Raw genomic sequence first — 23,133 nt, forward strand, 5'->3', positions numbered from 1 at the left:
AACTTAATGTAACTGCTTGAGTAAACTGGCGAGACGAGCGTTACCACCGGCAACAGGCGCCCACTGATAATGCACCACTGGCGTACCGCTGCTTTGTAGATCCAGCGCGAAGCTGCGCAACCCGGCATTAATGACCTGCACGCCGTCGAGCAGCGGGTTATGCGCTGCCGATTCGCTCTGCGGCTGATGCTGCGTCAGGCTAACCGCCAGTAGCGTCGCCTCTTCGAGGGTTTCAACCACCGCAACCCCGGCATCGCGCAGGATGGCTATCTGCTCGCTACGGCCCTGCGGGTCGGCATCGGTACCGGTCATGGTGGCGATAACCACCAACGGCGCGACACGTTTACGGCGGACCTGCTCGATGGCCTCAACCACCGCCCCGGCCGGATCGGCGCAGGCGCCATAGCCCAGCACCACATCCAGCAACAGCACGCCAACTTCCGGCATGGTCGCCAGCTTCTCAATTTCAATGCTGCGGGTGGTGGGGTCGATCATCGGGTGCGGTCTGCCGAGGGTGTAACTATCGTCGCCAAGGTCGACAATGCGATGCCCGCTGGCTTCCAGCATCACGCCCTCGGCGTGGCTGTCGCTGACCGGTATTCCCAGATGAGCGGAAAGCAGCATCGCGGCCTCGGCGGCAAGGGTACCGCCAGCGTACAGGCCATAAATCCCCTTGCCTGCAACCTGCGGCTGGCTCTGCCGCTGTTGCGCGACCCGCATCAGCAGTACCGCCAGCTGCGCGGCGTCCGCCAGCGAGTTCGCCAGCCAGACGTTGCCCTCGCGGCGCTGCTCGGCACGACTACCAAGGAATAGCGCCACCACCGGTTTATTCTGTTTTTGCATCGCGGCAATAATGCGGGCACGCACCTGTGGCGAAGGCGGTTTGGAGACAAAAGCGATAACCTGCGTCGCGCTATCGGCCGCCAGCATCTCCAGCGCGGTCAGGGCGCTGATACCGCCGACTTCGGCGCTGAGATCGCGCCCGCCAAGGCCGATGGCGTGACTAATTCCCTGTTGATGCAGCGCCACCTGCGAGGTGATTTCCTGGATCCCGGTCCCCGATGCGCCGATGACGCCAATTCCGCCCTGCGGTAAAACGTTGGCAAAGGCCAGCGGACTACCGGCAATCATTGCCGTTCCGCAATCCGGCCCCATCACAATGAGCCCCTTCTCGCGAGCCAGCGTTTTCAGTTCAACTTCTTGCTCCAGCGGGACGTTATCGGAAAACAGCATCACGCTCTTATTGGCTAACAATCCCTCTTTCGCCACCCCGGCGGCGTACTCCCCTGCCACCGAAACCAGCAACAGATTCGCGTCCGGTAATTTCTGGCAGGCGCTCTCCCAGCGCCGCGCCTTGACCAGCTGCGTTGAGCTGCCTGATGCATTAGCGATAGCGCTCAGTTCTTTCTCTAACTGTTCACGGATTAAATCGAGAATTTCCGGCTGCGCTTCGTGCGTGCGGACTGCGACACAAATATCGTTGGGCGTCGCCTCGGCGAAATCCGGATGCCAGAATCCGGTCGACTCCAGCATCGATTTATTCGCCGGGGTGCCCATCATGACCGAAACCTGATCCACTTCCGGGCGTTCACTTAATTTGCGGGAAATAATCATCAGGCTTACGGAATCCTGAAAGCTTCCCTTTTTAATAAAAGCGTAAATCATTACCGCTACCTCTTTATGTGCGTTTTTCTTTTAAAAACAGCATGGCGACCAGACCAATGACCAGCAGCGCCGCGGAAACATAAAAACTCGAAGCCAGACTGCCGGTAATATCACGCGCCGCCCCTGCAATAATTGGCGCCAGAATCGATGAGCTCATGCCAATAAAATTAAATAAACCAAACGCGGTACTGTAATTAGTTTCATCGACGCTATCGGCGACCAGCGCCACCAGCACCGGATCCAGCGCCAGTTTGCCAACCAGGCCGTACACGCACAGCGCCACGATGACGCCGGTCATACTCGGCATCCAAATAATGGAAAGCATGCTGGCAATCGCCACCGGCACGAGGAATAAAATTAACGGCTTGCGGCGGCCTAATTTATCCGACAGCCCCGAGAACAACAGAGCGCCGGGAATAGAGATCCACGCGACCAGCGACGAAATAAACCCAGTTTCGCTACCGGCAATACCGCGCTCGTTTTGCAGATAATAAGGAAGCCAGGTCAGAATAACGAAGAAACCAAACAGGCTGCAAAACACCATGATATAGGTCAGAATTAAATTACGATTCTTCAACAGATCGCTAAATTTGCCTTTTTGTACCGGCTTGCCCTCGGCGTCGGCGGTGCGCTTTTTCTCTTTCACAAAGAGCCAGATAGCAACCCCTACCAGCACCGAAGGTATCGCCATGGCATAAAACGGCATCCGCCACGAGTAACCCTGGTCATAGACCAGCCAGCTGGAGGTCATCAGACCCAGCGCAATGCCAAAGGCCATTCCGCTATTGATAATCGCGCTGCCCAGCGAGCGGAATTTTTTCGGGATCTGCTCGGAAGACAAGCCGTACTGCGGGCCATAATATGTCCCCTCGCCTGCGCCGGTGACCACGCGGGCAAATAGCAGCATATACCAGCTTTTTACCCAGCCGGTGACCGCGGTAAAAACGCCAAACAGAATAAACCCAGGTACCAGCACTTTTTTCTTACCGATTTTGTCCCCGAGGATCCCCGCCGGCACCTGTAGCAATGCATAAGAAAAATAAAATACGGAGTTGAGCACTCCTAATTGCGTTCCGCTTAAACCAAACTCTTTTTCCAGCTCACCCATCACCGGATTTAATACCGTGCGATCGGCATACATAAATACCCAACCTAACCAGAAAAGAAATACCGTGACCCACCAGGCGGGTATTCCTTTTCTTTTGGTCACCTCGGTTACCTCATACGTTCCTGACATAAGCTATCTCCCGACAATATTCACCTCAGGCCATCCCAGAGGATGCGTGAAGGATGGATGTTTTAACTCCGCTAACCATATCGGGGTAAACATGTATTTCATTTGAACAAAGTCACACAAAATCTATTGTTTTAAATTCCTAAAGACTGCTGCCGAAATTATTAAAAAAAATCTAATAATCATCTTTAAAAACATTTAAATAAAACCAGCGAATATAATATTTATTAGCGAGATATTTTTTACTCTCGATAAAGTGGCGATCTCATCACATTACCTGGCCGCTAAAACGATATTTTTAGCGCACTTCTATAATTCAATGAGGTCATCATGAAAAAGAAAATCGTTATTGCGCTGGGTGGTAATGCACTGCTGCAGCGCGGAGAAGTGCTCAGCGCGGAAAATCAGCAGCGCAGCATTCAACTTTTTGCCCGGATGGCGGCGGAATTAGCCCGTGATTATCAGCTGGTGATCGTGCACGGTAATGGCCCGCAGGTCGGATTGCTGGCGCTGCAAAACGCCGCCTATCAGGAATCTCCCGCCTGGCCGCTGGATATTCTGGTCGCGGAAAGTCAGGGGATGATAGGCTTCGCTATCGCTCAGGAACTGATGCAATACGCCGGTGCGCCGGTCAGTACCCTGATGACGCGCGTAGAGGTGGCGGCAAATGATGACGCTTTCGCGGCGCCGGGGAAATATATTGGCCCGGTCTATCCGCCGCAGCAGCAGGCGGAGCTGGAAAAACGCTATGGTTGGCAGATGAAAGCGGATGGCGACTATATCCGTCGGGTGGTCCCTTCCCCCAAGCCGCTAAATATTGTTGATAGCGCGGCCATTCAGACGCTGATGGATGCCGGTCATCTGGTGATTTGCTGCGGCGGCGGCGGGATCCCGGTGGTTGCCGATACGCACGGTTACCGGGGAGTCGAAGCGGTTATCGATAAAGATTTGACGGCGGCAGCGCTTGCCGGCGCCATTCATGCCGACCACCTGCTGATACTGACGGATGCCGATGCGGTCTATGTTGATTGGGGGACGCCGCAGGCTCGCCCGTTGCGTCAGGCCACCATTGCTACGCTCGCGCCGTTTGCCGCGCCGGACGGCGCAATGGGGCCGAAGGCGGAAGCGGTTATTCAGTTTGTCAAACAGACCGGAAATAACGCCTTTATCGGCGCGTTAAAGGATGCGCCACAGATATTAGCCGGGGAAAAAGGCACCTGCGTAAGTCGCTAAAAAAAGGCTTCCCGCAGGAAGCCTTTTTTATGCCGGTAATGAAAGGAAACGCCGTTTCCCTTCGTTACGCTCGCAGCAAGCGAAATTACAGAACGTCGATCGCGTTCAGCTCTTTGAATGCCTGCTCCAGACGAGTCACCATAGAGGTCTGAGCGGCACGCAGCCATACGCGCGGATCGTAGTATTTCTTGTTCGGCTGGTCTTCGCCTTTCGGGTTGCCCAGCTGGCCCTGCAGGTAAGCTTCGTTCGCTTTGTAGTACTGCAGGATACCGTCCCAGGTCGCCCATTGGGTATCGGTATCGATGTTCATTTTCACAACGCCATAGCTGACGGAGTCTTTGATTTCCTGAGCGGAAGAACCGGAACCGCCGTGGAAGACGAAGTTCAGGCTGTTGTGCGGCAGGTTGTGTTTCTTAGAAACATATTCCTGAGAGTCGCGCAGAATAGTCGGAGTCAGAACCACGTTACCCGGCTTGTAAACGCCGTGTACGTTACCGAAGGAAGCAGCGATGGTGAAGCGCGGGCTGATTTTGCTCAGCTCGGTGTACGCGTAATCAACGTCTTCCGGCTGGGTGTACAGTGCGGAAGCGTCCATGTGGCTGTTGTCCACGCCGTCTTCTTCACCGCCGGTGCAACCCAGTTCGATTTCCAGAGTCATGCCCATTTTGGCCATGCGAGCCAGGTACTTAGAGCAGATCTCGATGTTTTCGTGCAGGGACTCTTCAGACAGGTCGATCATGTGGGAAGAGAACAGCGGTTTGCCGGTGGCAGCGAAGTGTTTTTCACCCGCGTCCAGCAGGCCGTCGATCCACGGCAGCAGTTTCTTCGCGCAGTGGTCAGTGTGCAGGATAACCGGCACGCCGTAGTGTTCAGCCATCTGGTGAACGTGATGCGCGCCAGAGATAGCGCCGAGGATAGCCGCGCCCTGCGGAACGTCAGTTTTCACGCCTTTGCCCGCGATGAACGCAGCGCCGCCGTTAGAGAACTGAACGATAACCGGAGAACGAACTTTCGCAGCAGCTTCCAGAACGGCGTTGATGGAGTCAGTACCCACGCAGTTTACCGCTGGCAGAGCAAAGTTGTTTTCTTTAGCTACCTGGAACACTTTCTGAACGTCGTCGCCAGTGATGACGCCCGGTTTTACGAAATCAAAAATTTTAGACATGTTACTTAGTCCTGTATCTGTATCTTCGACCGTTGAAGAAGGTTCGCGAGCTGTACAAAATTGTACGTTAGCGCGCTGAAAAACAGGCGGGTTTCCCCGCCTGAACTAAATTACTGCTTAGCGCGCTCTTCGAGCATTGCTACTGCCGGCAGAACTTTGCCTTCCACGAATTCGAGGAATGCGCCGCCGCCAGTGGAGATGTAGGAGATTTTGTCAGCGATGCCGAACAGGTCAATCGCCGCCAGGGTGTCACCGCCGCCTGCGATAGAGAAACCTTCGCTGTCTGCGATAGCATTAGCGACGATTTCAGTACCTTTACGGAAGTTCGGGAATTCGAATACGCCAACCGGGCCATTCCACAGGATGGTTTTGGCGTTTTTCAGGATTTCAGCCAGTTTCTGTGCGGAAACGTCGCCGAGGTCCAGAATCTGCTCGTCATCTTTGATGTCGTTAACGGATTTCAGGGTCGCGGTGGCGGTTTCAGAGAACTCGGTAGCGACGCGAACGTCAGTCGGAACCGGGATATCGCAGGTGCTCAGCAGGCGCTTAGCTTCGTCAACCAGGTCCGCTTCGTACAGGGATTTACCGACGTTATGGCCTTGAGCGGCAACGAAGGTGTTAGCGATACCGCCGCCAACGATCAGCTGGTCAGCGATTTTGGACAGAGAGTCGAGAACGGTCAGTTTGGTGGAAACTTTAGAACCGCCAACGATAGCAACCATCGGACGAGCCGGCTCTTTCAGCGCTTTACCCAGCGCGTCGAGTTCAGCGGCCAGCAGCGGGCCTGCACAAGCGACATCGGCGAATTTACCGATACCGTGGGTGGAAGCCTGCGCGCGGTGCGCGGTACCGAAAGCGTCCATGACGAATACGTCGCACAGCGCAGCATATTTCTTAGACAGTTCTTCGTCGTCTTTTTTCTCGCCTTTGTTGAAGCGAACGTTTTCCAGAACCACCAGTTCACCGGCAGCAACGTCAACGCCATCCAGGTAATCTTTAACCAGACGAACCGGGTTAGACAGTTTGTCTTTCAGGTAATTAACAACCGGCAACAGAGAGAATTCTTCGTTGTACTCGCCTTCGGTCGGACGACCCAGGTGAGAAGTAACCATTACTTTAGCACCCTGTTTCAGCGCCAGTTCGATGGTCGGCAGGGAGGCGCGGATACGCGCGTCGCTGGTCACTTTGCCATCTTTAACCGGTACGTTCAGATCAGCACGGATGAAAACGCGTTTACCAGCCAGATCCAAATCGGTCATCTTAATTACAGACATGGTGAATCCTCTCGTTGATTCTTGATAAAGTTTTGCAAGCGCCGCAGCGCCTTACCTGAAACCTTGCGCGGCCATCGCTAACGTCGTGTCGAGCATTCGGTTAGCAAAGCCCCATTCGTTATCGCACCAGACCAACGTTTTGATCAGATGCGCGCCACTGACCCGGGTTTGCGTGCCATCGACGATGGCGCTGTGCGGGTCGTGGTTAAAATCTGTCGAGACCAACGGTAATTCCGTATAGTCAACTATACCATGAAATGCTCCCTGTGCTGCTTTTTGCAGCAACTGGTTGACTTCACAGGCCTTTACCGGTTTTTTCACCGTCACGCTCAGGTCTATTGCGGTGACGTTAATCGTCGGTACGCGTACCGCAATCGCCTCAAAACGGTCGTTAAACTGCGGGAAAATACGGGTGATCCCCGCCGCAAGTTTAGTATCAACCGGAATAATTGACTGGCTGGCCGCACGGGTGCGCCGCAGATCCGGATGATAGGCATCGATCACCTGCTGGTCGTGCATCGCGGAGTGGATTGTCGTGACCGTTCCTGACTCAATGCCGTAGGCATCATCTAGCAGTTTAATGACCGGAATAATGCAGTTGGTAGTGCAGGAGGCGTTGGAGACAATGCGGTGCTCCGCGCGCAGTTCATCATGGTTGACGCCGAAGACTACCGTTGCGTCGAGATCGTTGCCGCCAGGATGTGAAAAGAGCACTTTCTTCGCGCCAGCCTGAAGATGGGCTTCGCCATGTTCACGGCTACCGTATACGCCGGTACAGTCCAGCACCACATCCACCGCCAGCTCCTGCCAGGGCAGCACGGCGATAGAAGGCTCATGCAGTAGACGAATGACGTCATCGCCGACATACAGCTGTTCCCGCTCCTGGCGAACATCCCAGGAAAAACGGCCATGGCTGGTGTCGTACTTCAATAAATGCGCGATGCCTGCGGCATCCGCCAGTTCATTGATCGCCACCACGGTGATTTCCGCACGACGCCCGGATTCATACAAAGCGCGAACCACGTTGCGTCCTATGCGACCGAAGCCATTAATCGCGATGCGTATGGTCATAGGTCTCCTGCAAGGTTATCCCTGATTTGAGGTGGCTGACAGAGTAATCCAGCAACGCCTTTAGGGGAACCTTACCTGTCGCAAACTGCGACTGATTGATTAATTGTCGAACATTTATACGACTGAAACGCTTCAGCTAGAATAAGCCAAAGTCGGAATAAAAGGAATGTTTGTCCAGAGCAATAAACCAGCTATATGACTTGCGTCACATTTTCTTTGGAATAATTTACAGGGTAGTTACATGTTCGAGGAATAGTGCCTACAAAAAACCGGGTGGCGAGATAAAAGCAAAACGGTAACCCAGGGGTTACCGTTTTTGGTGTTCGCACCCTCTCCTGTGGGAGAGGGTTGAGGTGCGGGCATCAGCCCGCACCGTACCAGCGATTACAGCAGCGCTTTCGCTTTAGCGACAACGTTGTCAACGGTGAAGCCAAACTCTTCGAACAGCTGCTCAGCCGGCGCAGACTCACCGAAGGTGGTCATGCCAACGATGGCGCCGTTCAGGCCCACGTATTTGAACCAGTAGTCCGCGATACCGGCTTCTACCGCCACGCGGGCAGAAACGGCTTTCGGCAGTACGGATTCACGATAGGCCGCATCCTGCTTGTCGAATGCGTCGGTGGACGGCATGGAGACCACGCGCGCCTTCACGCCTTCGGCGGTCAGTTTGTCCCACGCGGCAACCGCCAGTTCCACTTCTGAACCGGTAGCGATGAAGATCAGTTCCGGCTGGCCGGCGCAATCTTTCAGCACATAACCGCCGCGGGCCACGTTTGCCAGCTGCTCTGCGGTACGCTCCTGCTGCGCCAGGTTCTGACGGGAGAGGATCAGCGCGGTCGGGCCGTCCTGACGCTCTACGCCATATTTCCACGCAATTGCGGATTCAACCTGGTCACACGGACGCCAGGTGGACATGTTCGGCGTGACGCGCAGGGAAGCGACCTGCTCTACCGGCTGGTGAGTCGGGCCATCTTCGCCCAGACCGATGGAGTCGTGGGTGTAGACCATCACCTGACGCTGTTTCATCAGCGCCGCCATACGTACCGCGTTACGCGCATACTCGACGAACATCAGGAAGGTGGAGGTGTACGGCAGGAAACCGCCGTGCAGCGCGATACCGTTGGCAATCGCGGTCATACCGAATTCACGTACGCCGTAATGGATGTAGTTACCGGCGGTGTCTTCGTTGATCGGCTTAGAACCGGACCACAGGGTCAGGTTGGACGGCGCCAGGTCGGCAGAACCGCCGAGGAATTCCGGCAGCAGCGGGCCAAACGCTTCGATGGCGTTCTGCGATGCTTTACGGCTGGCGATCTTCGCCGGATTCGCCTGCAGCTTAGCGATGAACTCGTTAGCTTTCGCGTCGAAGTCAGACGGCATTTCGCCTTTCATACGGCGGGTGAATTCGGCAGCTTCCTGCGGGAAGGCTTTGGCGTAGGCGGCAAACTTCTCGTTCCACGCGGCTTCTTTCGCCTGGCCGGCTTCTTTCGCATCCCACTGCGCATAGATGTCAGACGGGATTTCAAACGGAGCGTATTTCCAGCCCAGCGCTTCGCGGGTCAGCGCGATTTCAGCGTCGCCCAGCGGCGCGCCGTGGGAATCATGGGTGCCTGCTTTGTTCGGCGAACCGAAGCCGATGATGGTTTTGCACATCAGCAGGGACGGTTTGTCGGTGACCGCGCGCGCTTCTTCTACTGCGCGTTTGATGGCGTCAGCGTCGTGACCGTCAACGCCGCGCACCACGTGCCAGCCGTAGGCTTCAAAGCGTTTCGCGGTATCGTCGGTGAACCAGCCTTCAACGTGACCATCAATGGAGATGCCGTTGTCATCATAGAACGCCACCAGTTTACCCAGTTTCAGGGTACCGGCCAGGGAGCACACTTCGTGAGAAATGCCTTCCATCATGCAGCCGTCGCCCATGAAGGCGTAGGTGAAGTGATCGACGATGTCGTGCCCTGGACGGTTAAACTGCGCCGCCAGCGTTTTTTCCGCGATAGCCATACCGACTGCGTTAGCGATACCCTGACCCAGCGGGCCGGTGGTGGTTTCCACGCCTGCGGTGTAGCCGACTTCCGGGTGGCCCGGAGTCTTAGAGTGCAGCTGACGGAAGTTTTTCAGTTCTTCAATCGGCAGATCATAACCGGTGAGGTGCAGCAGGCTGTAAATCAGCATGGAACCGTGACCGTTGGACAGCACGAAGCGGTCGCGATCGGCCCAGGACGGGTTCTGCGGGTTATGGTTCAGGAAATCACGCCACAGGACTTCGGCAATGTCAGCCATGCCCATCGGGGCGCCAGGGTGGCCGGATTTGGCTTTCTGTACAGCGTCCATGCTCAGCGCACGAATAGCGTTGGCAAGCTCTTTACGTGAGGACATTTTGACTCCAGTTCGGATGTTATAAGGCCATGCCCTTAACGACTTGACGAGAGCGCGTTTTGGGCTACGCCGGAAAAAAGTGTGAACAATGTAACCCAAGCGACAAAGCATGTACATGGAGCATCCTTTTGCCCATTAAGAAATCTCTGGAACACGTTGTGCTGCCGCGGAATCCACTCGCCCGGATCATGAGATACTATTTATACTTTGCACAGGACGAGGCGGGTCCGTCGTCGCCCATTATTCAGATAAAAAACCATAAGATTGTGGAAGATAAAAATGAAAATTCGCTCAACCCTTCTTGCCTTCGGGATCGCAGCAACATTAACCGGATGTCAGAACATGGATTCCAACGCCCTGCTGAGCTCCGGCGCGGAAGCATTCCAGGCCTACTCTCTTAGCGACGAACAGGTAAAAACCTTAAGCGACCAGGCGTGTAAAGAGATGGACGCCAAAGCCACTATTTCCCCGGCCAGCAGCGAGTACAGCAAACGCCTGAGCAAGATTGCCGCCGCGCTGGGCGATAACATTAACGGCCAGCCGGTCAACTACAAGGTCTATGAAACGAAAGACGTCAACGCCTTCGCGATGGCTAACGGCTGTATCCGCGTTTACAGCGGCCTGATGGACCTGATGAACGATAACGAAGTAGAAGCGGTTATCGGCCACGAAATGGGCCACGTTGCGTTGGGTCACGTGAAGAAAGGCATGCAGGTCGCGCTGGGCACTAACGCCGTGCGCGCGGCGGCGGCCTCCGCTGGCGGCATCGTCGGCAGCCTGTCGCAGTCGCAGTTGGGCGATCTCGGCGAAAAACTGGTGAACTCGCAGTTCTCCCAGCGCCAGGAGTCGGAAGCGGACGACTACTCTTACGACCTGCTGCGTAAACGCGGCATCAGTCCATCGGGGCTGGCCACCAGCTTCGAAAAACTGGCCAAGCTGGAAGCCGGCCGTCAGAGCTCCATGTTTGACGATCACCCGGCGTCGGAAGCCCGCGCGCAGCATATTCGCGATCGCATGAAGGCCGACGGCATTAAATAAACGACAGCGGGAGGCATTATCGCCTCCCTTTTTTATATACCCGTAAAAATATTTAGCCGCATCAATTGATAATTTAAGCGCACAAACCGTTAATTATTATCACAGCGCATCACAGCCAATTATTTTATACCCGGCGATTCAGAAATATATTATTTGGTAAATTAAAAAGGTCGCACATTATCTGGCTTTCAGAATCGTCTTTACCCGAATAATAAATAGTCCACCCCTTACTGCCTGGCGCACGGCTCACGCGCCATACAGCCTGTTTCCGGCTGCAATAACTGCTCACACAATGATTGCTTTCGACATTATTTCAGGAGAATATCTGACTGGCAGTGATTCCCATGAATATATCGACAGACAGAGAAGTGCCCTCAGTGAAAAAAGAATTACCATTAATCGCACTTGGCATTATTGCCGCCGCGCCGGCTTTCGCCAGCCAACAATCTACCAGTCAGGGCTTTATTGAAGACAGCCACCTGGATCTCTTTTTACGTAACGCTTATATCAAACGCGATTATCGCGATGGATTGCCGGATAAAGCCGAATGGGGTCAGGGTATTATCGCTACCTTCGAATCCGGCTTCACCCAGGGACCGGTCGGCTTCGGCGTTGACGGCATTGCGCAGTACGCCGTGCGCCTCGACGGCGGCCGCGGCCGCAGCGGCGCGGGCGGTATCGACTTTTTCGCCCAGGATGATGATGGCCGCGCGAAATCCGATTTAGCCAAATTCGGCGCTACCGCCAAAATGCGCTTCTCGAATACCGTACTCAGCTACGGCAGCCAGCGCCCGATGCTGCCTATCGTCTACGCCGATGACTCGCGGCTGCTGTACGAGAGCTATACCGGTACCATGCTGACCTCAAGAGAAATCGACGGTCTGGAAATTAACGCCGGTTATCTTACCGATCAGCAGCGCAAAAGCGACGACAGCCACAACAGCGGCCTGAAAAGTCTGACCTTTGGCGGCGCCAGCTATCAATTCAACGACCAGCTCAGCGGCGCGCTTTACGCTTCGCGCGTCGAGGACGTGCTGAATAAGCAGTATCTCGGCCTGAACTACAAACAGCCGTTCGCCGCCGACCAGCAGCTGATTGTTGACTTCAACGGCTATAACTCGCGCTTAGATCAAGAATATGCCGACGCCAATGACACCGGGCGCAGCAACAGCATCTGGAGCCTGGCCGCCAGCTATATCTGGGATATTCATACCTTTAAAGTCGCTTACCAGCAAAGCAGCGGCAGCACCGGCTACCACTACGGCGGGTATCAGAATCAGGGCGGCGTCGGCGATGGCGGCAACACCATCTGGCTGGCTAACTCCTACTGGTCAGATTTTAACGGCGAGGATGAGCGTTCCTGGCAGGCCTCCTATGGCCTGGATTTTGCCGGACTGGGCGTACCGGGCCTGAGCTGGACTACCGCCTACGTTCGCGGCGATAACATTAAAACCGCCGAGACCAGCAACGGTAAAGAACACGAATGGTTCAACCAGGTGCAGTACCAGGTGCAAAACGGCATGGCGAAAGATTTGAAATTGAGACTCCGCTATTCGGTGTTGCGCGTTTCCAGCAACGCCAGCGACTATAACGTCAGCGGTAATGAAGTGCGGTTCTACGTCGAATATCCGTTCAACGTGTTTTAACCGTGTAATGAACCCTCTCCTGCGGGCCGGCCCTCTCCCGGCGCGCAGGAGCAACCGTCCGGCGCCTTGATTAACCCCCTGTGCCGTGCGGTACCCTCTCCCCGGAAGGGAGAGGGTTGGGGTCACTGGGTTATCATTAATACAGCGTCTTCTGCGGCGGGCCGGCAAAGCGCAGCGCGCCAATCTGGCCCATTTTCACTTCCACCACCGATGGCCCCGGTATCGCCAGCGCTTCGGTCATCACCGCCTGGAAATCCTCAGCGCGTTCCACGCTCCACGCCTGCAGGCCAATCGCCTGCGCCAGCAGGGCAAAGTCCGGCGTGTGCAGCTCGTTGTAATACTGGCGGCCGCCAAAGTACTTATCCTGAATACCGCGCATCACGCCGTAGCCGCCGTCGTTCATAATCAACAGCGTCACGTTGGCCTTCTCCTGCGCCAGGGTCGCCAGCTCGCCAAGGTTGAGGCTCAGGCCGCCGTCGCCGACCAGGCCGACCACTTTCCGTTGCGGATTGGCAATCGCGGTGCCCACCGCCATCGGCAGCCCCATACCGATGGCTCCGGCCAGAGAATGGATATTCATCAGCGGACCGTGAGCGCGGAACAGACGGCTGCCCCACAGGCTGCCGGAAACGGTAATATCGCGCACCAGAATGCCGTCATCGGGCAACGCCTGCGCAATCGCGTCATTCAATTTAGCGTAAGCGCCGCACTGGTCGCGTAGCCCCTGCTCCGCCGCCTCTACCGCCGCTTTAAGCTGGCTATCCCAACGCGCATCGCCCCACATCCGGCCCTGTACTCGCTTCGCCAGCGCGTCTAATAAAGCACGGCAGTCCGCCACCAGCGTGTTGTCCATCAGGTAGTTACGGCTGGCCGCCGCCGGGTCGATATCAATCTGCACCCGCGGCGCGGGCAGCTCCAGCGTCCAGGAACGCGTTTCGTTGCTGCGCAGCCGGGAACCGGCCACAAGTGTGAAATCACATTGTGAAATCAGCGCTTCAACCGAGGGAGAATTATGAAACGCGCGCAGGCTGGCGCGATGGCTATCCGCCAGAATGCCGCGGCCGTGGGTACTGGAAATCACCGTCACTCCGGCATCCGCCAGCGTCTTCACCGCCTCAACGCTCTCTAACGCGCCGCCGCCAAGCCACAGCAGCGGCTGCTTCGCCTGCTTAAGCTGCGCCCACAGCGCATCGACCATCGACGCCTCCGGCTCAATCGCCGGAGCGCGTTTCAACGGCGCGGTCAGCAGCGAAAGCGGAATTTTGGCGCTCTGAATGTCGATTGGGATCTCCACCGAGACCGGGCCGCACGGCGGCGTCTGCGCCTCCTGAATCGCCTTATGCAGGATAGCCACCGCCTGGTTGGCGTTGCTAATGCGGTAAGCGCGCTTCGAACTGGCTTTCAGGAAGGTCAACTGATCGCGGGTTTCATGAATAAAACCGGTATCGGCGTCCAGCCAGGCTTTTTCGACCTGTCCGGTCAGGTGCAGCAGCGGCGTACCGGCGTTCATCGCCTCAACCAGCGCGCCGACCGCATTACCCGCGCCCGCGCCGGTGCTGGTCAGCGCCACGCCGAGCCCGGAAAAACGGCCATGGGCATCGGCCATGGTCACCGAGCCCGCTTCGCCGCGCGCCGGAACAAAGCGGATTTTTTCCCGCTGGCCAACGGCGTCGGCGATCGGCAGGTTATGGATAGAAATGACGCCATAAATGGCTTCAACGTGATACTGCTCCAGCGTTCTGGCGATGGCATCGCCGACGGTTATCATTTCGCTCATTGCTCACCCTTTCTCAGTCGCACCAGTGGTTGACGCTATTACCCGTCGCCAGATAAATGCTCTTTTGTTGCATCCAGGCTTTCAGCCCCTGGATCCCTTTTTCGCGGCCCAGACCGCTCTCTTTAAAGCCCCCGAACGGGGTCGAAATGGAGAAAACTTTGTAGGTGTTGATCCACACCGTACCGGCTTCCAGTTGTTCGCTCAGACGCAGCGCGCGGCCGGTATCGCGCGTCCAGATCCCCGCCGCCAGTCCGAAGACCGAATCATTGGCCTCGCGGATCAGCGCCGCTTCATCGCGAAAACGCATCGCCACCAGCACCGGCCCGAAGATCTCTTCCTGGCAAACGCGGGCCTGATTGTTCAGCCCTTCAATAATGGTCGGCAGGAAGTAGCTCCCCGCCGCCAGCGCCGGATCCGCCGGGATCTCGCCGCCGCATAGCACGCTGCCGCCTTCGCGTTTCGCCAGCTCGACGTACTCCAGCACGCTCTGGCGGTGTTTATCGTTGATCAGCGGCCCGACGTGGGTGCCAGAGCTGAACGGATGACCAACCCGCAGTCCTTGGGTTAACTCCAGCAGGCGGGCCATTAATTGCGGATACACTTTTTCATGGACAAACAGCCGCGAGCCGGCAATGCAGGCCTGGCCGCCGGAGCTGAAAATGCCGTAGCAGATGCCCCGCGCCGCCTGTTCGATATCGGCATCTTCCAGCACGATGGTCGGCGATTTACCGCCCAGCTCCAGCGACGCCGGGATCAGCTTTTCCGCCGCTACGTGCGCCAGGTGACGCCCGGTGCTGGTGCCGCCGGTAAAGGAAATTTTGCGTACCTTAGGATGGCGGGCCAGCGCATCGCCGATAATCGATCCTTTACCCGGCAGCACGCTCAGCAGTCCGGCGGGTAAACCGGCCTGCTCGAAGATCTTCGCCAGCTCCAGCGCCATGAGCGGCGTGGCTTCCGCCGGTTTGAGGATCACCGCGTTCCCGGCGGCGATCGCCGGGGCCACCTTCTGCATTTCACTGGCGATCGGCGAGTTCCACGGCGTGATCGCCGCCACCACGCCCAACGGCTCATAGCGGCTCAGGGTCAATAGATCCGCCTGCCGCGGCGTCGGCAGCTCGCCCTCCAGCAACTCGCTGGCGGCGGCAAAATAGCGTGCGGTACCGGCGGCGCTCATCACCAGCCCTCGCGCTTCCGCCAGCGGTTTACCGTTATCGCGGCTCTGCTTTTGGGTGAGCTCATCAACCTGTGCTTCTATCAGATCGGCAACCTTATGCAGGATCTTCGCCCGCTGATGCGGCAGCATCGCCCGCCACGTTGGCTCCCGCCAGGCGCGGTCGGCGCAGTCGATCGCCTCCTGCAAATCATCGAGGCTTGCCGCATGCAGCGCCGCGTTAATAGCGCCATCCGCCGGAAACAGGCTGTGCATTAAATTGCCGCCGCCGCGACGCCACTGGCCGCCGATAAAAATGTCTAATTCGTCCATCTCAGCCTCTCTGCGTTATGCCAGTTCACGGCAGGCGCGTACCGCGCTCAGTGCCGCGAGGGTCGATGTTTTCGGATTGCTGGCGAGCGGCAGACCGCTCAGCTCCAGGTGAAACTCGCCGAACAATCCTTCGGCGTGTAGCGTATGGGTGTTGCGTTGCGTCGCCGGATCGACCATCAGCTGTACTCGGGTCGCGTCAAGGCCGATACCGCCCAGCGCGATGGTTGCCGCCACGTTGGCATTTGCCGGGAATAGCCGCGCCGCCTCGCGGGCGCTGCCTTCGAAGAAAATTTGCGCTTCATTGACCGCGCTGAGGTCGATAAGCTGTTCGGCATAGCTGCCGCGCCAGCTGGCCGGGCTTTTACGCGACTGATAGGTCACTCGTTCAAGCCCCCCCTCTTTGGCCGCCGCCAGGCCGTCAATCCCGGCTACTGCGCCAGCCAGCAGCGTCAGCCTTCCGCCCGCCTGGCGTAAACGCTGTTCCAGTTCGCTGTCCGCCAGCGCGCCGGTCGAGATCACCGCCAGATGCCAGCCGCGCGCCAGCACCGCTTCGCCGTACTGCGCGACCGCCTGCTGGCTGGCGCATTCCAGCACCAGATCCGGTGTCTCTTCGCACTGCAGCGGATCGGTAAGCGGCGTCACCGCGTGGCCGAACTGCTGGCGGATCGCCGCATGATGCGATTCGCGGGCGACGATCCAACCCAACGTCACCTGCGGCGGCAGGCGTTCAATCACCGCCTGCGCCATCGCGCCATAGCCGATTAACATGACCTTTTTCATCATCTTTCCTTACAGATGGCGGCAGAAACCGCCGGAAACGTCCAGCGCCGCGCCGGTGGTAAAGGAGGCCAGCGGCGAAGCGAGGAATAGCAACGCCTGTGCCGGTTCCTGCGGTTTTCCGAGGCGCGCCATCGGGATCCCGCGTTTGCGGGCGATTTCGGCGGTCCACTGCGGCCAGCTCTGGCTCTTATCGCTGCGGTTTTCGAAACGACGCTGCCACTGCCCGGATTCGACCATTCCCAGCAGGATGGAATTCACGCGGATGCCTTTCTCCACCAGCTCTTTCGACAGGGTCAGCGTCATATTGAGCAGCGCGGCACGGGCAGCAGAGGTGGCAATCATGTGCTCTTCCGGCTGCAGAGCCAGCAGCGAGTTCACACAGGTAATCGAGGCGATATCCGACTGTTCAAGCTGCGGCTGGAAGGCCTTTACCGGGTTAATCACGCCGAACAGTTTCAGTTCGGCTTCGTGCAGCCAGGCCTCGCGCGGGGTATCGGCGAAGTGGGCGACATAGCCCTGCCCGGCGTTATTAATCAGCATGTCGGCGCCGCCGAAGCGTGCGGCGACCGCGGCGGCGAACGCTTCCACTTCCGCTTCGTTCAGTACGTCGCAGCGCCAGGAGAACACCTCGCCTTCTGGATATTCGTTTTGCAACGCCGCATGGGCGCTGGCCAGCCGATCCGGGTTGCGGCCGCAAAAGGCGACCTTCGCCCCTTCGCCCAGCAGCAGGCGCAGCGTTTCAAAGCCGATCCCTGACGAGCCGCCGGTGACTACCGCGACGCGTCCTTCAATTTGTGCATTCATCGCGCACCTCTTCCCCTATGCGTAAAAGCTGTTGATTAAAAAAGGTTTCGTTATCGAGATAGCTGGCATGTCCAGCCTGCGGGATGGCGATGTAAGGGGCGCCGTAACGCAGCGCCACTCCCTGCACCAGCTCCGGTTGGGTAATGGCATCCTGCTCGCCACACCACACCGTGAGACGGCCGCGATAGTCGGCGAGCCAGCGGTGGATGTCGTCATGCGCCAGCATCCAGGCAGCGGCGAGGTAGCCTTCGCTACGCAGCCTGCGCATGCCTGCCGCCACCGTCGCCACATCGGCTTCGCGCGCGCCGGGGCGCAGCAGTTTTGCCGCCCGCCCCTGCGCCATCGCCTCGCCGCCCAGCGCCATCTGCTGTTGACGTCCCTGCCAGACTTTTTCCCGCTGCACGGCTTCCGCCTGACCGTAGCCCTGCGCGACGTCGGCGAGTACCAGATAAAGCACCCGCTGCGGGTATTTCGCGGCGAAGGCGGCCGCCACCAGCGCACCCAGCGAATGGCCGACCAGTATGGTTTGCTCTACTCCAGCGCGGTCCAGCATTCGCGCCAGCGCGTCGGCGTAATCACCGGCATCCGCCGGCGTTGCCGACAGCATCGGGCTCTCGCCATAACCGGGCATATCCCAGGCCAGCACGCGGTAGCCGGGCAACGCCATCTGTTTATGCCAGGAGGACGCGCCGGAACTGATGCCGTGCAGCAGCGTCAGCGGAATGCCGCTTCCTTGTTCACGAAAACCCGTCATCATCGCCCCTTAGTTACGTTTTACTTTTGCCAGCGGATGATCTTCCGGGTAGGTCGGAATATGTGGCTTATGGGTGCCGAGCATCACGCACATCAGCGCCTCTTCTTCGCCGTGGTTGAACAAACCACGATAGATTCCGGGCGGTACCGAGATCAGATCGCGTTCGCGCAGTACGGTTTCGGTATAGTTGTCGCCGTCCTGAATCATCAGGGTGATCTGCCCTTTGAGCATGAAGAACACCTCTTCTACGTCATCATGCAGGTGCAGCGGGCCTTCACATTTGGACGGCAACACCATGGTGGAGAAGGTGAAGTGCTCTGCCGGAACGGTGTTGGTATCGCTGGCGACGCCGGTGGCGCCGGTGCCGATGTAGCGCATCTGCGCGCGGCGATATTTCGGATCGAAATCGGCCTGGAATTTCAGCGCATTCCAGTCGTATTTACGGCCTTCGAAGCGCGCGATACGCGACTCCACCCACTCTTCCATCGTCAAATGTTCAGGTTTCAGACTCTGTTTTGCAGTTACGGTTGAATCAGTCATCGTTTTATCCTCAGTAACGTCTCAGCAGCGGCAGTAACAGGGCGCAGCCCACCGCCGCCATCACCGCCAGAAAAATCAGCCCGGAATCCATGCTATGGGTGAAGGCGATAAGCGCGCCCATCACCGCCGGCGATAAGGCCCCGGCAAAGTTTCCCAGCCCGTTGAAAATCCCGCCCGCCGTGGCGCTGACCCGTGGATGGGTCGCTTTAGCCAGCAGCGCGAAAATGTTTGGCGCGCCGGTGCCCCACATAAAGGTGCTAAAGCTCATCGCCGCAATCACCGGTAATGGCGCGCTAAAATGCATCACCGCCGCCAAACCGATTCCGGCGCCCGCCAGGGAAATAAAGCAGGCGGCGGCGCGCTTATCGACGCGGTCGGACAGCCAGGCGCCGATAATTTCGCCCAGCAGCATGGCGATAAACGGCATCGACGACAGCCAGCCGGCGTGTTCCAGATGAATGCCTTTGCCTTTAATCAGGTAGCCCGGCAGCCAGCCGTTGATCCCCCACAGATAGGCGAGAAAGGCGATATTGAAGATGCAGATCATCCAGAAATGCGGGCTAACGAAGAGCTCGCGCCGCGCGCTGCGTCGCGCTTCCTGCGACGTTTTATCGCTGCCGACTTTCGCCTCCAGCTGCACGCCGCGCAGCCCAATACGCACAAAAATCAGCACCGGTACCGTCAGCATCGCCATCACGAAAAAGGTGCTCTGCCAGCCGAAGGTGTTAAGTAGCCAAATTGACAGCGGGAAACCCAGCGCCGCGCCAACCGGCGTGCCGAGCAGCCACAGCATGGTGGCGCGAGCCTGCAGCCGCTGTGGGAAGGTGTGGCGCACCACGGCGAACGCCAGCGGGAACAGCGGCCCTTCGGCGATGCCCAACAGGATGCGCAGCGTCACCATCAGCGCGTAGTTGTGGGTGAAGCCCATGATCACCATCAGGATGCACCACACCGCCATCATCCCGGTCAGCAGACGCAGCGGCGCAATCCGGTCGCCAAGGCCGCTTAATAGCACTGACGAGAAGCCGTAGCTCAGCAGAAAGGCGCTCATCAAAATACCCAGCCGGGTGGTATCGAAATCGATCCCCATCGCCTGCTGGAAGTGGCTATCGGAAAACAGCGCGGCGATACTGATTTTGTCGAAAAACGCCAGCAGTACGCAGGCCAACAGCGACAGCGGAATGGCCCAACGCACCGCTTTTTCAGGCGTGCGGACGCCCTCGCCGCTCGCCTCAGCAGGCGCGGCGTTAGTCTCTAATGTGGTCATTTCTCCCCCTTAAGGGTTCGCGTTAATTATCGCAATGACATCAGCGAGAAAGTCGGGTCAGCGAGCGGGACGTCAGAGAGATCCCTCCCCGCCGCCATCCAGCGCTTCGCCAGCTTCACGGTACGTGCATTATTGAAGGCCACCAGCTGCGTTAAACGTCCATCGGCATTGAGCGAGAAATAGAGCGCGCCCTGCGGCTCGTCACGCACGATGGTGCGGCTGCCCGCCTGCGGGATCCCCAGGATCTGGATATTGCGATCGTATTGATCCGACCACAGCCACGGCGCCTCGTCGTAGCCGCTGGCCTGCGGATCGAGCATCGCTTTCGCCGTAGCGATGGCCTGATTTTGCGCAAAGGCCCACGACTGAATGCACAGGCCATACTGATGATGCTGAGCGACATCGCCGGCGGCGAAAATCGCCGGATCGCTGCTGCGTCCCTGGGCATCGACGACAATCCCGCGCTCGACAGCGAGCCCGGCATCGCGCGCCAGTTCCAGATTGAGATCGACGCCGATCCCCACCACCACCGCATCGAAGGTTTCCCGCTGGCCGTCGCAGTGCAGCGTCGGCAGGCCGTTATCATCTTCCAGCTCCAGCGCGCCGCAGCCGCGGCGAATATCAACGCCCTGCCGGCGATGCAACTCATCCAGCGCCAGCGAGACCTCCATACTGACCGAGCGCATGCACAGCGCTGGCTGCTGTTCATAAAGGGTTACGGCTACGCCGCTTTTGCGCGCCGAGGCGGCGATTTCGAGGCCAATCCAGCCGCCGCCGACGATCGCCAGCCGCGTTGCCGATGCCAGCCGCTGCTTCAGACGCTGCGCGTCCTGCCAGTGGCGCAGGGTATAGACCTGCGGATGCTGCGCCCAGGCCTCGGACGGCAGGCGCGCGCGGCCGCCGGTGGCGATCAGCAGTTGGTCGTACGCCAGCGTTTCGCCGTTGCTCAGCGCCAGGGTTTTATTTTGCCGGTCAATCGATTCCGCGCGCAGCGGTCGGTACCAGCGCAGATCCAGCGCCTGTTGCGCCTCGGCGCTGAATATTCGCGGCAGCGCCGGTTCGGCCTCCAGCAATGCCGCTTTCGACAGCGGCGGGCGCTCGTAAAAATCCCATTGCTCTTCGGCAACCACGCAAATCTCGCCGCTAAACCCTTCATCACGCAGCGTTTTCGCCGCCCAGCCGCCAGCCTGGCCGCCGCCGATAATGACTATCCGCGCCGTCATACCGCCTCCGGTTTTTTCTGCTGGCGACGGGTATCGTGATCGATACCGCCTTCCACCGCCCATTCGGTAAAGGACACGAGTGAATGCTCCAGCTCGCGCGGCTGCCAGTTTTCCGTCAGATAGTCATCGTTGGTGTAGTACTCAAAAGCGCCGCCGGTCGGGCTGTTGACATACCAGAAGTAGGCCGAGGAGACCGGATGGCGGCCGGGGCCGATAAACGTGCTCCAGGCGTTTTTATTCATCGCAATGCCGCCGCCGATCACTTCGTGAATATCACGTACGGTAAATGCGACGTGGTTAAGTCCACGTTTGCGGTTGGGCAACTGCAATAAGAAGAGGTTATGGTGGCCGCCGCGCACGCCGCAGCGCAGGAACACCGCGCGATTGATATAGCGGTCTGACACCTGGAAGCCGAGCACTTCGCGATAGAAACTTTCTACCGCCGCCAGTTCTTCCACGAAGAACACCACGTGGCCGACGTTAATCGGCTGCGCGCGGTCGTACACCGGGCTCGGGGTGTCGATGCGACGTACATCGCCCCACTGGTTGATCGGCTCGACGTTCAGTTCCACCGCCGTTTGCTGGCTTACCTGCACCCGCAGCGTCATACCGTTAGGGTCGCGGCACTCCAGCGCGCCGTCGATTTCACGGAAAGCGGGCTGACGTTCCAGCTTCGGGCGCAGCGCATCCAGCGCCGCCCGATCCGCCACGCCCCAGGTCATGCGACGCAGGGTGTTGCCCGCCTCAAAGGCTGGCGGCAGGTCGGCGCTATCGGTCGGGTTAAGTTCGACCCGCGCGCCGCTGAGGGTGGTAAACGCGCGGCCGCTGGCGTCGCCGGTCAGGCCAAAATCGCGCATGAATTTCGCGCTGTGGTTCAGGTCGTCTACGCCAAATTCCAGCTTTTCAATTCCGGTAATACTCATTCTTCGTCGCCTCTTTACCGTTCAGTCGCCCGAATTTGGGCGTAAAACATGCCCGACGCAATCAAGCGCCTGCCGTTAAGTTGTTGATTTAACTTGCCTGTGACAAATATCCGAGGAAACCGGAAATTTTGTCCGCCGCCATACTGACCTCGTTCTGTAAGCGCTCGCGATCGCTTTGCGGGATCTCGTCCGACGGCACCAGAATGCTAACGACCGCCGCCACCCGGCCGCTGCGGTCAAAGACCGGATAGACAATCGATGAGATACCGTGGCGATAGAACGATTCGCCAATCACATAGCCGCGGGCTTTATCCTGCTGCACCATCTGCCACAGCGCTTCGCGGTCGTACAGCTGGCCCGGCGTATTGCCCGGCAGACGTTCATCCGGGAACAATTGCTCAAACTCGCTGCGGGAAACATCGGTCAGCAGCATGCGGCCAAGCGAGGTGCAGTGCACCGGTAGCCGCGTTCCGACGCTGACCTGGTTGATACGCGAACCGGCGGCGCTGACGCGGGCGATGTAGATAATGTCGCGGCCGTCGCGGATCGCCAGATGGCTGCTGCACTGGCTGATATCGCGCAGTTGCTCGATGACCGGCTGACCCACCTGAGCGACATCCAGTGAGGCGATATATTCAAAGCCCAGACGCAGTACGTTCATGCCCAGCGAAAAGGTATTGGTGCGGGCATTGCGCTCGAGAAAGCCCATATATTCCAGCGTCTGCACCACGCGATAGGCGGTCGCTTTCGGCATATCCACCAGCCGATGCAGCTCGGCAAAGGTTAGATCGCGATGCTGTTCGCCAAACGCCAGCAGCAGTTGTAAACCGCGCTCCAGACCCGGTACCAGGTACTTCACTTCCTGATCGTTCGCCATACC

Annotated in this window: 19 protein-coding genes; 3 read left to right on the top strand and 16 right to left on the bottom strand. The window is 58.1% G+C overall.

What is annotated here, in order from left to right; genetic code table 11:
• Positions 1-3: 3 nt before the first annotated feature.
• Together AC22LX_RS11475 and AC22LX_RS11480 are read right to left on the bottom strand one after the other, a co-directional pair.
• Entirely contained in the window at positions 4-1,665 is a 1,662-nt protein-coding gene (locus AC22LX_RS11475; protein ID WP_063447218.1) for an acyl-CoA synthetase FdrA, read from the bottom strand.
• A gap of 13 nt (positions 1,666-1,678) precedes the next feature.
• Positions 1,679-2,902, bottom strand: a complete 1,224-nt coding sequence (locus tag AC22LX_RS11480) for an MFS transporter (RefSeq protein WP_032706367.1) — start codon at positions 2,900-2,902, stop codon at positions 1,679-1,681.
• A 327-nt stretch (positions 2,903-3,229) separates the two neighbouring features.
• Here AC22LX_RS11480 and AC22LX_RS11485 point away from each other — a divergent pair, with 327 nt between their 5' ends.
• Positions 3,230-4,132: a carbamate kinase gene (locus tag AC22LX_RS11485; RefSeq protein ID WP_047044048.1), complete on the top strand. Its 903-nt coding sequence runs from the start codon at positions 3,230-3,232 to the stop codon at positions 4,130-4,132.
• Positions 4,133-4,217: 85 nt separating this feature from the next.
• Here AC22LX_RS11485 and fbaA read toward each other — a convergent pair whose 3' ends face one another.
• From fbaA to tkt, 4 genes are all read right to left on the bottom strand, one after another.
• Positions 4,218-5,297 carry a class II fructose-bisphosphate aldolase gene (gene fbaA / locus AC22LX_RS11490; RefSeq protein WP_004144748.1) on the bottom strand — a complete coding sequence of 360 codons (1,080 nt, stop codon included), beginning with the start codon at positions 5,295-5,297 and terminating at the stop codon, positions 4,218-4,220.
• Between the two features lie 110 nt (positions 5,298-5,407).
• On the bottom strand, positions 5,408-6,571 hold the full coding sequence (gene pgk, locus AC22LX_RS11495) for a phosphoglycerate kinase (protein WP_015369762.1): 1,164 nt from the start codon (positions 6,569-6,571) through the stop codon (positions 5,408-5,410).
• A 51-nt stretch (positions 6,572-6,622) separates the two neighbouring features.
• Positions 6,623-7,642 carry an erythrose-4-phosphate dehydrogenase gene (gene epd, locus AC22LX_RS11500; RefSeq protein ID WP_049059975.1) on the bottom strand — a complete coding sequence of 340 codons (1,020 nt, stop codon included), beginning with the start codon at positions 7,640-7,642 and terminating at the stop codon, positions 6,623-6,625.
• Positions 7,643-8,026: 384 nt separating this feature from the next.
• On the bottom strand, positions 8,027-10,018 hold the full coding sequence (gene tkt, locus AC22LX_RS11505) for a transketolase (protein ID WP_045392025.1): 1,992 nt from the start codon (positions 10,016-10,018) through the stop codon (positions 8,027-8,029).
• Between the two features lie 279 nt (positions 10,019-10,297).
• Between tkt and loiP the strand changes: the two genes are divergently transcribed.
• Together loiP and AC22LX_RS11515 are read left to right on the top strand one after the other, a co-directional pair.
• A complete protein-coding gene (gene loiP / locus AC22LX_RS11510) occupies positions 10,298-11,056 on the top strand; it encodes a metalloprotease LoiP (RefSeq protein WP_487333982.1) in 759 nt (252 codons plus the stop codon).
• Positions 11,057-11,433: 377 nt separating this feature from the next.
• The gene (locus AC22LX_RS11515; RefSeq protein ID WP_213293065.1) at positions 11,434-12,702 is read left to right on the top strand and encodes an OprD family porin; all 1,269 of its coding nucleotides are present in this window, start codon (positions 11,434-11,436) and stop codon (positions 12,700-12,702) included.
• Positions 12,703-12,838: 136 nt separating this feature from the next.
• Here the strand turns inward: AC22LX_RS11515 and AC22LX_RS11520 are convergent, their stop codons facing one another.
• The 10 genes from AC22LX_RS11520 to AC22LX_RS11565 all read right to left on the bottom strand — a co-directional run bounded on the left by AC22LX_RS11520 (position 12,839) and on the right by AC22LX_RS11565 (position 23,130).
• Positions 12,839-14,479, bottom strand: a complete 1,641-nt coding sequence (locus AC22LX_RS11520) for a thiamine pyrophosphate-binding protein (protein WP_487333983.1) — start codon at positions 14,477-14,479, stop codon at positions 12,839-12,841.
• Positions 14,480-14,492: 13 nt separating this feature from the next.
• Complete coding sequence (locus tag AC22LX_RS11525) at positions 14,493-15,962, bottom strand: aldehyde dehydrogenase (RefSeq protein ID WP_487333984.1); 1,470 nt, start codon at positions 15,960-15,962, stop codon at positions 14,493-14,495.
• A gap of 15 nt (positions 15,963-15,977) precedes the next feature.
• Positions 15,978-16,742, bottom strand: coding sequence for an aspartate dehydrogenase (locus AC22LX_RS11530; RefSeq protein ID WP_045392036.1), 765 nt, complete (start codon positions 16,740-16,742; stop codon positions 15,978-15,980).
• Positions 16,743-16,751: 9 nt separating this feature from the next.
• On the bottom strand, positions 16,752-17,546 hold the full coding sequence (locus AC22LX_RS11535; protein WP_045392039.1) for an SDR family oxidoreductase: 795 nt from the start codon (positions 17,544-17,546) through the stop codon (positions 16,752-16,754).
• Entirely contained in the window at positions 17,530-18,300 is a 771-nt protein-coding gene (locus AC22LX_RS11540) for an alpha/beta fold hydrolase (RefSeq protein ID WP_045392041.1), read from the bottom strand. The genes AC22LX_RS11535 and AC22LX_RS11540 overlap by 17 nt, the downstream gene beginning before the upstream one ends.
• A gap of 9 nt (positions 18,301-18,309) precedes the next feature.
• Positions 18,310-18,840, bottom strand: coding sequence for a cupin domain-containing protein (locus tag AC22LX_RS11545; protein WP_045392044.1), 531 nt, complete (start codon positions 18,838-18,840; stop codon positions 18,310-18,312).
• Positions 18,841-18,850: 10 nt separating this feature from the next.
• Positions 18,851-20,107, bottom strand: a complete 1,257-nt coding sequence (locus AC22LX_RS11550; RefSeq protein ID WP_045392047.1) for an MFS transporter — start codon at positions 20,105-20,107, stop codon at positions 18,851-18,853.
• A 26-nt stretch (positions 20,108-20,133) separates the two neighbouring features.
• On the bottom strand, positions 20,134-21,330 hold the full coding sequence (locus AC22LX_RS11555) for an NAD(P)/FAD-dependent oxidoreductase (RefSeq protein ID WP_045392050.1): 1,197 nt from the start codon (positions 21,328-21,330) through the stop codon (positions 20,134-20,136).
• Positions 21,327-22,253: a VOC family protein gene (locus AC22LX_RS11560; RefSeq protein WP_045379551.1), complete on the bottom strand. Its 927-nt coding sequence runs from the start codon at positions 22,251-22,253 to the stop codon at positions 21,327-21,329. Before AC22LX_RS11560 ends, AC22LX_RS11555 begins: the two co-directional genes overlap by 4 nt.
• 88 nt (positions 22,254-22,341) lie before the next feature.
• On the bottom strand, positions 22,342-23,130 hold the full coding sequence (locus AC22LX_RS11565; RefSeq protein ID WP_045392053.1) for an IclR family transcriptional regulator: 789 nt from the start codon (positions 23,128-23,130) through the stop codon (positions 22,342-22,344).
• Positions 23,131-23,133: the final 3 nt, after the last annotated feature.

It is taken from the genome of Klebsiella sp. PK01, assembly GCF_057624675.1.

Excerpts from the sequence above, each read along its gene's own strand:
- AC22LX_RS11475 (WP_063447218.1), bottom strand. The coding sequence starts at position 1,665 with ATGATTTACGCTTTTATTAAAAAGGGAAGCTTTCAGGATTCCGTAAGC.
- AC22LX_RS11480 (WP_032706367.1), bottom strand. The coding sequence starts at position 2,902 with ATGTCAGGAACGTATGAGGTAACCGAGGTGACCAAAAGAAAAGGAATA.
- AC22LX_RS11485 (WP_047044048.1), top strand. The coding sequence starts at position 3,230 with ATGAAAAAGAAAATCGTTATTGCGCTGGGTGGTAATGCACTGCTGCAG.
- fbaA (WP_004144748.1), bottom strand. The coding sequence starts at position 5,297 with ATGTCTAAAATTTTTGATTTCGTAAAACCGGGCGTCATCACTGGCGAC.
- pgk (WP_015369762.1), bottom strand. The coding sequence starts at position 6,571 with ATGTCTGTAATTAAGATGACCGATTTGGATCTGGCTGGTAAACGCGTT.
- epd (WP_049059975.1), bottom strand. The coding sequence starts at position 7,642 with ATGACCATACGCATCGCGATTAATGGCTTCGGTCGCATAGGACGCAAC.
- tkt (WP_045392025.1), bottom strand. The coding sequence starts at position 10,018 with ATGTCCTCACGTAAAGAGCTTGCCAACGCTATTCGTGCGCTGAGCATG.
- loiP (WP_487333982.1), top strand. The coding sequence starts at position 10,298 with ATGAAAATTCGCTCAACCCTTCTTGCCTTCGGGATCGCAGCAACATTA.
- AC22LX_RS11520 (WP_487333983.1), bottom strand. The coding sequence starts at position 14,479 with ATGAGCGAAATGATAACCGTCGGCGATGCCATCGCCAGAACGCTGGAG.
- AC22LX_RS11525 (WP_487333984.1), bottom strand. The coding sequence starts at position 15,962 with ATGGACGAATTAGACATTTTTATCGGCGGCCAGTGGCGTCGCGGCGGC.
- AC22LX_RS11530 (WP_045392036.1), bottom strand. The coding sequence starts at position 16,742 with ATGAAAAAGGTCATGTTAATCGGCTATGGCGCGATGGCGCAGGCGGTG.
- AC22LX_RS11535 (WP_045392039.1), bottom strand. The coding sequence starts at position 17,546 with ATGAATGCACAAATTGAAGGACGCGTCGCGGTAGTCACCGGCGGCTCG.
- AC22LX_RS11540 (WP_045392041.1), bottom strand. The coding sequence starts at position 18,300 with ATGACGGGTTTTCGTGAACAAGGAAGCGGCATTCCGCTGACGCTGCTG.
- AC22LX_RS11545 (WP_045392044.1), bottom strand. The coding sequence starts at position 18,840 with ATGACTGATTCAACCGTAACTGCAAAACAGAGTCTGAAACCTGAACAT.
- AC22LX_RS11550 (WP_045392047.1), bottom strand. The coding sequence starts at position 20,107 with ATGACCACATTAGAGACTAACGCCGCGCCTGCTGAGGCGAGCGGCGAG.
- AC22LX_RS11555 (WP_045392050.1), bottom strand. The coding sequence starts at position 21,330 with ATGACGGCGCGGATAGTCATTATCGGCGGCGGCCAGGCTGGCGGCTGG.
- AC22LX_RS11560 (WP_045379551.1), bottom strand. The coding sequence starts at position 22,253 with ATGAGTATTACCGGAATTGAAAAGCTGGAATTTGGCGTAGACGACCTG.
- AC22LX_RS11565 (WP_045392053.1), bottom strand. The coding sequence starts at position 23,130 with ATGGCGAACGATCAGGAAGTGAAGTACCTGGTACCGGGTCTGGAGCGC.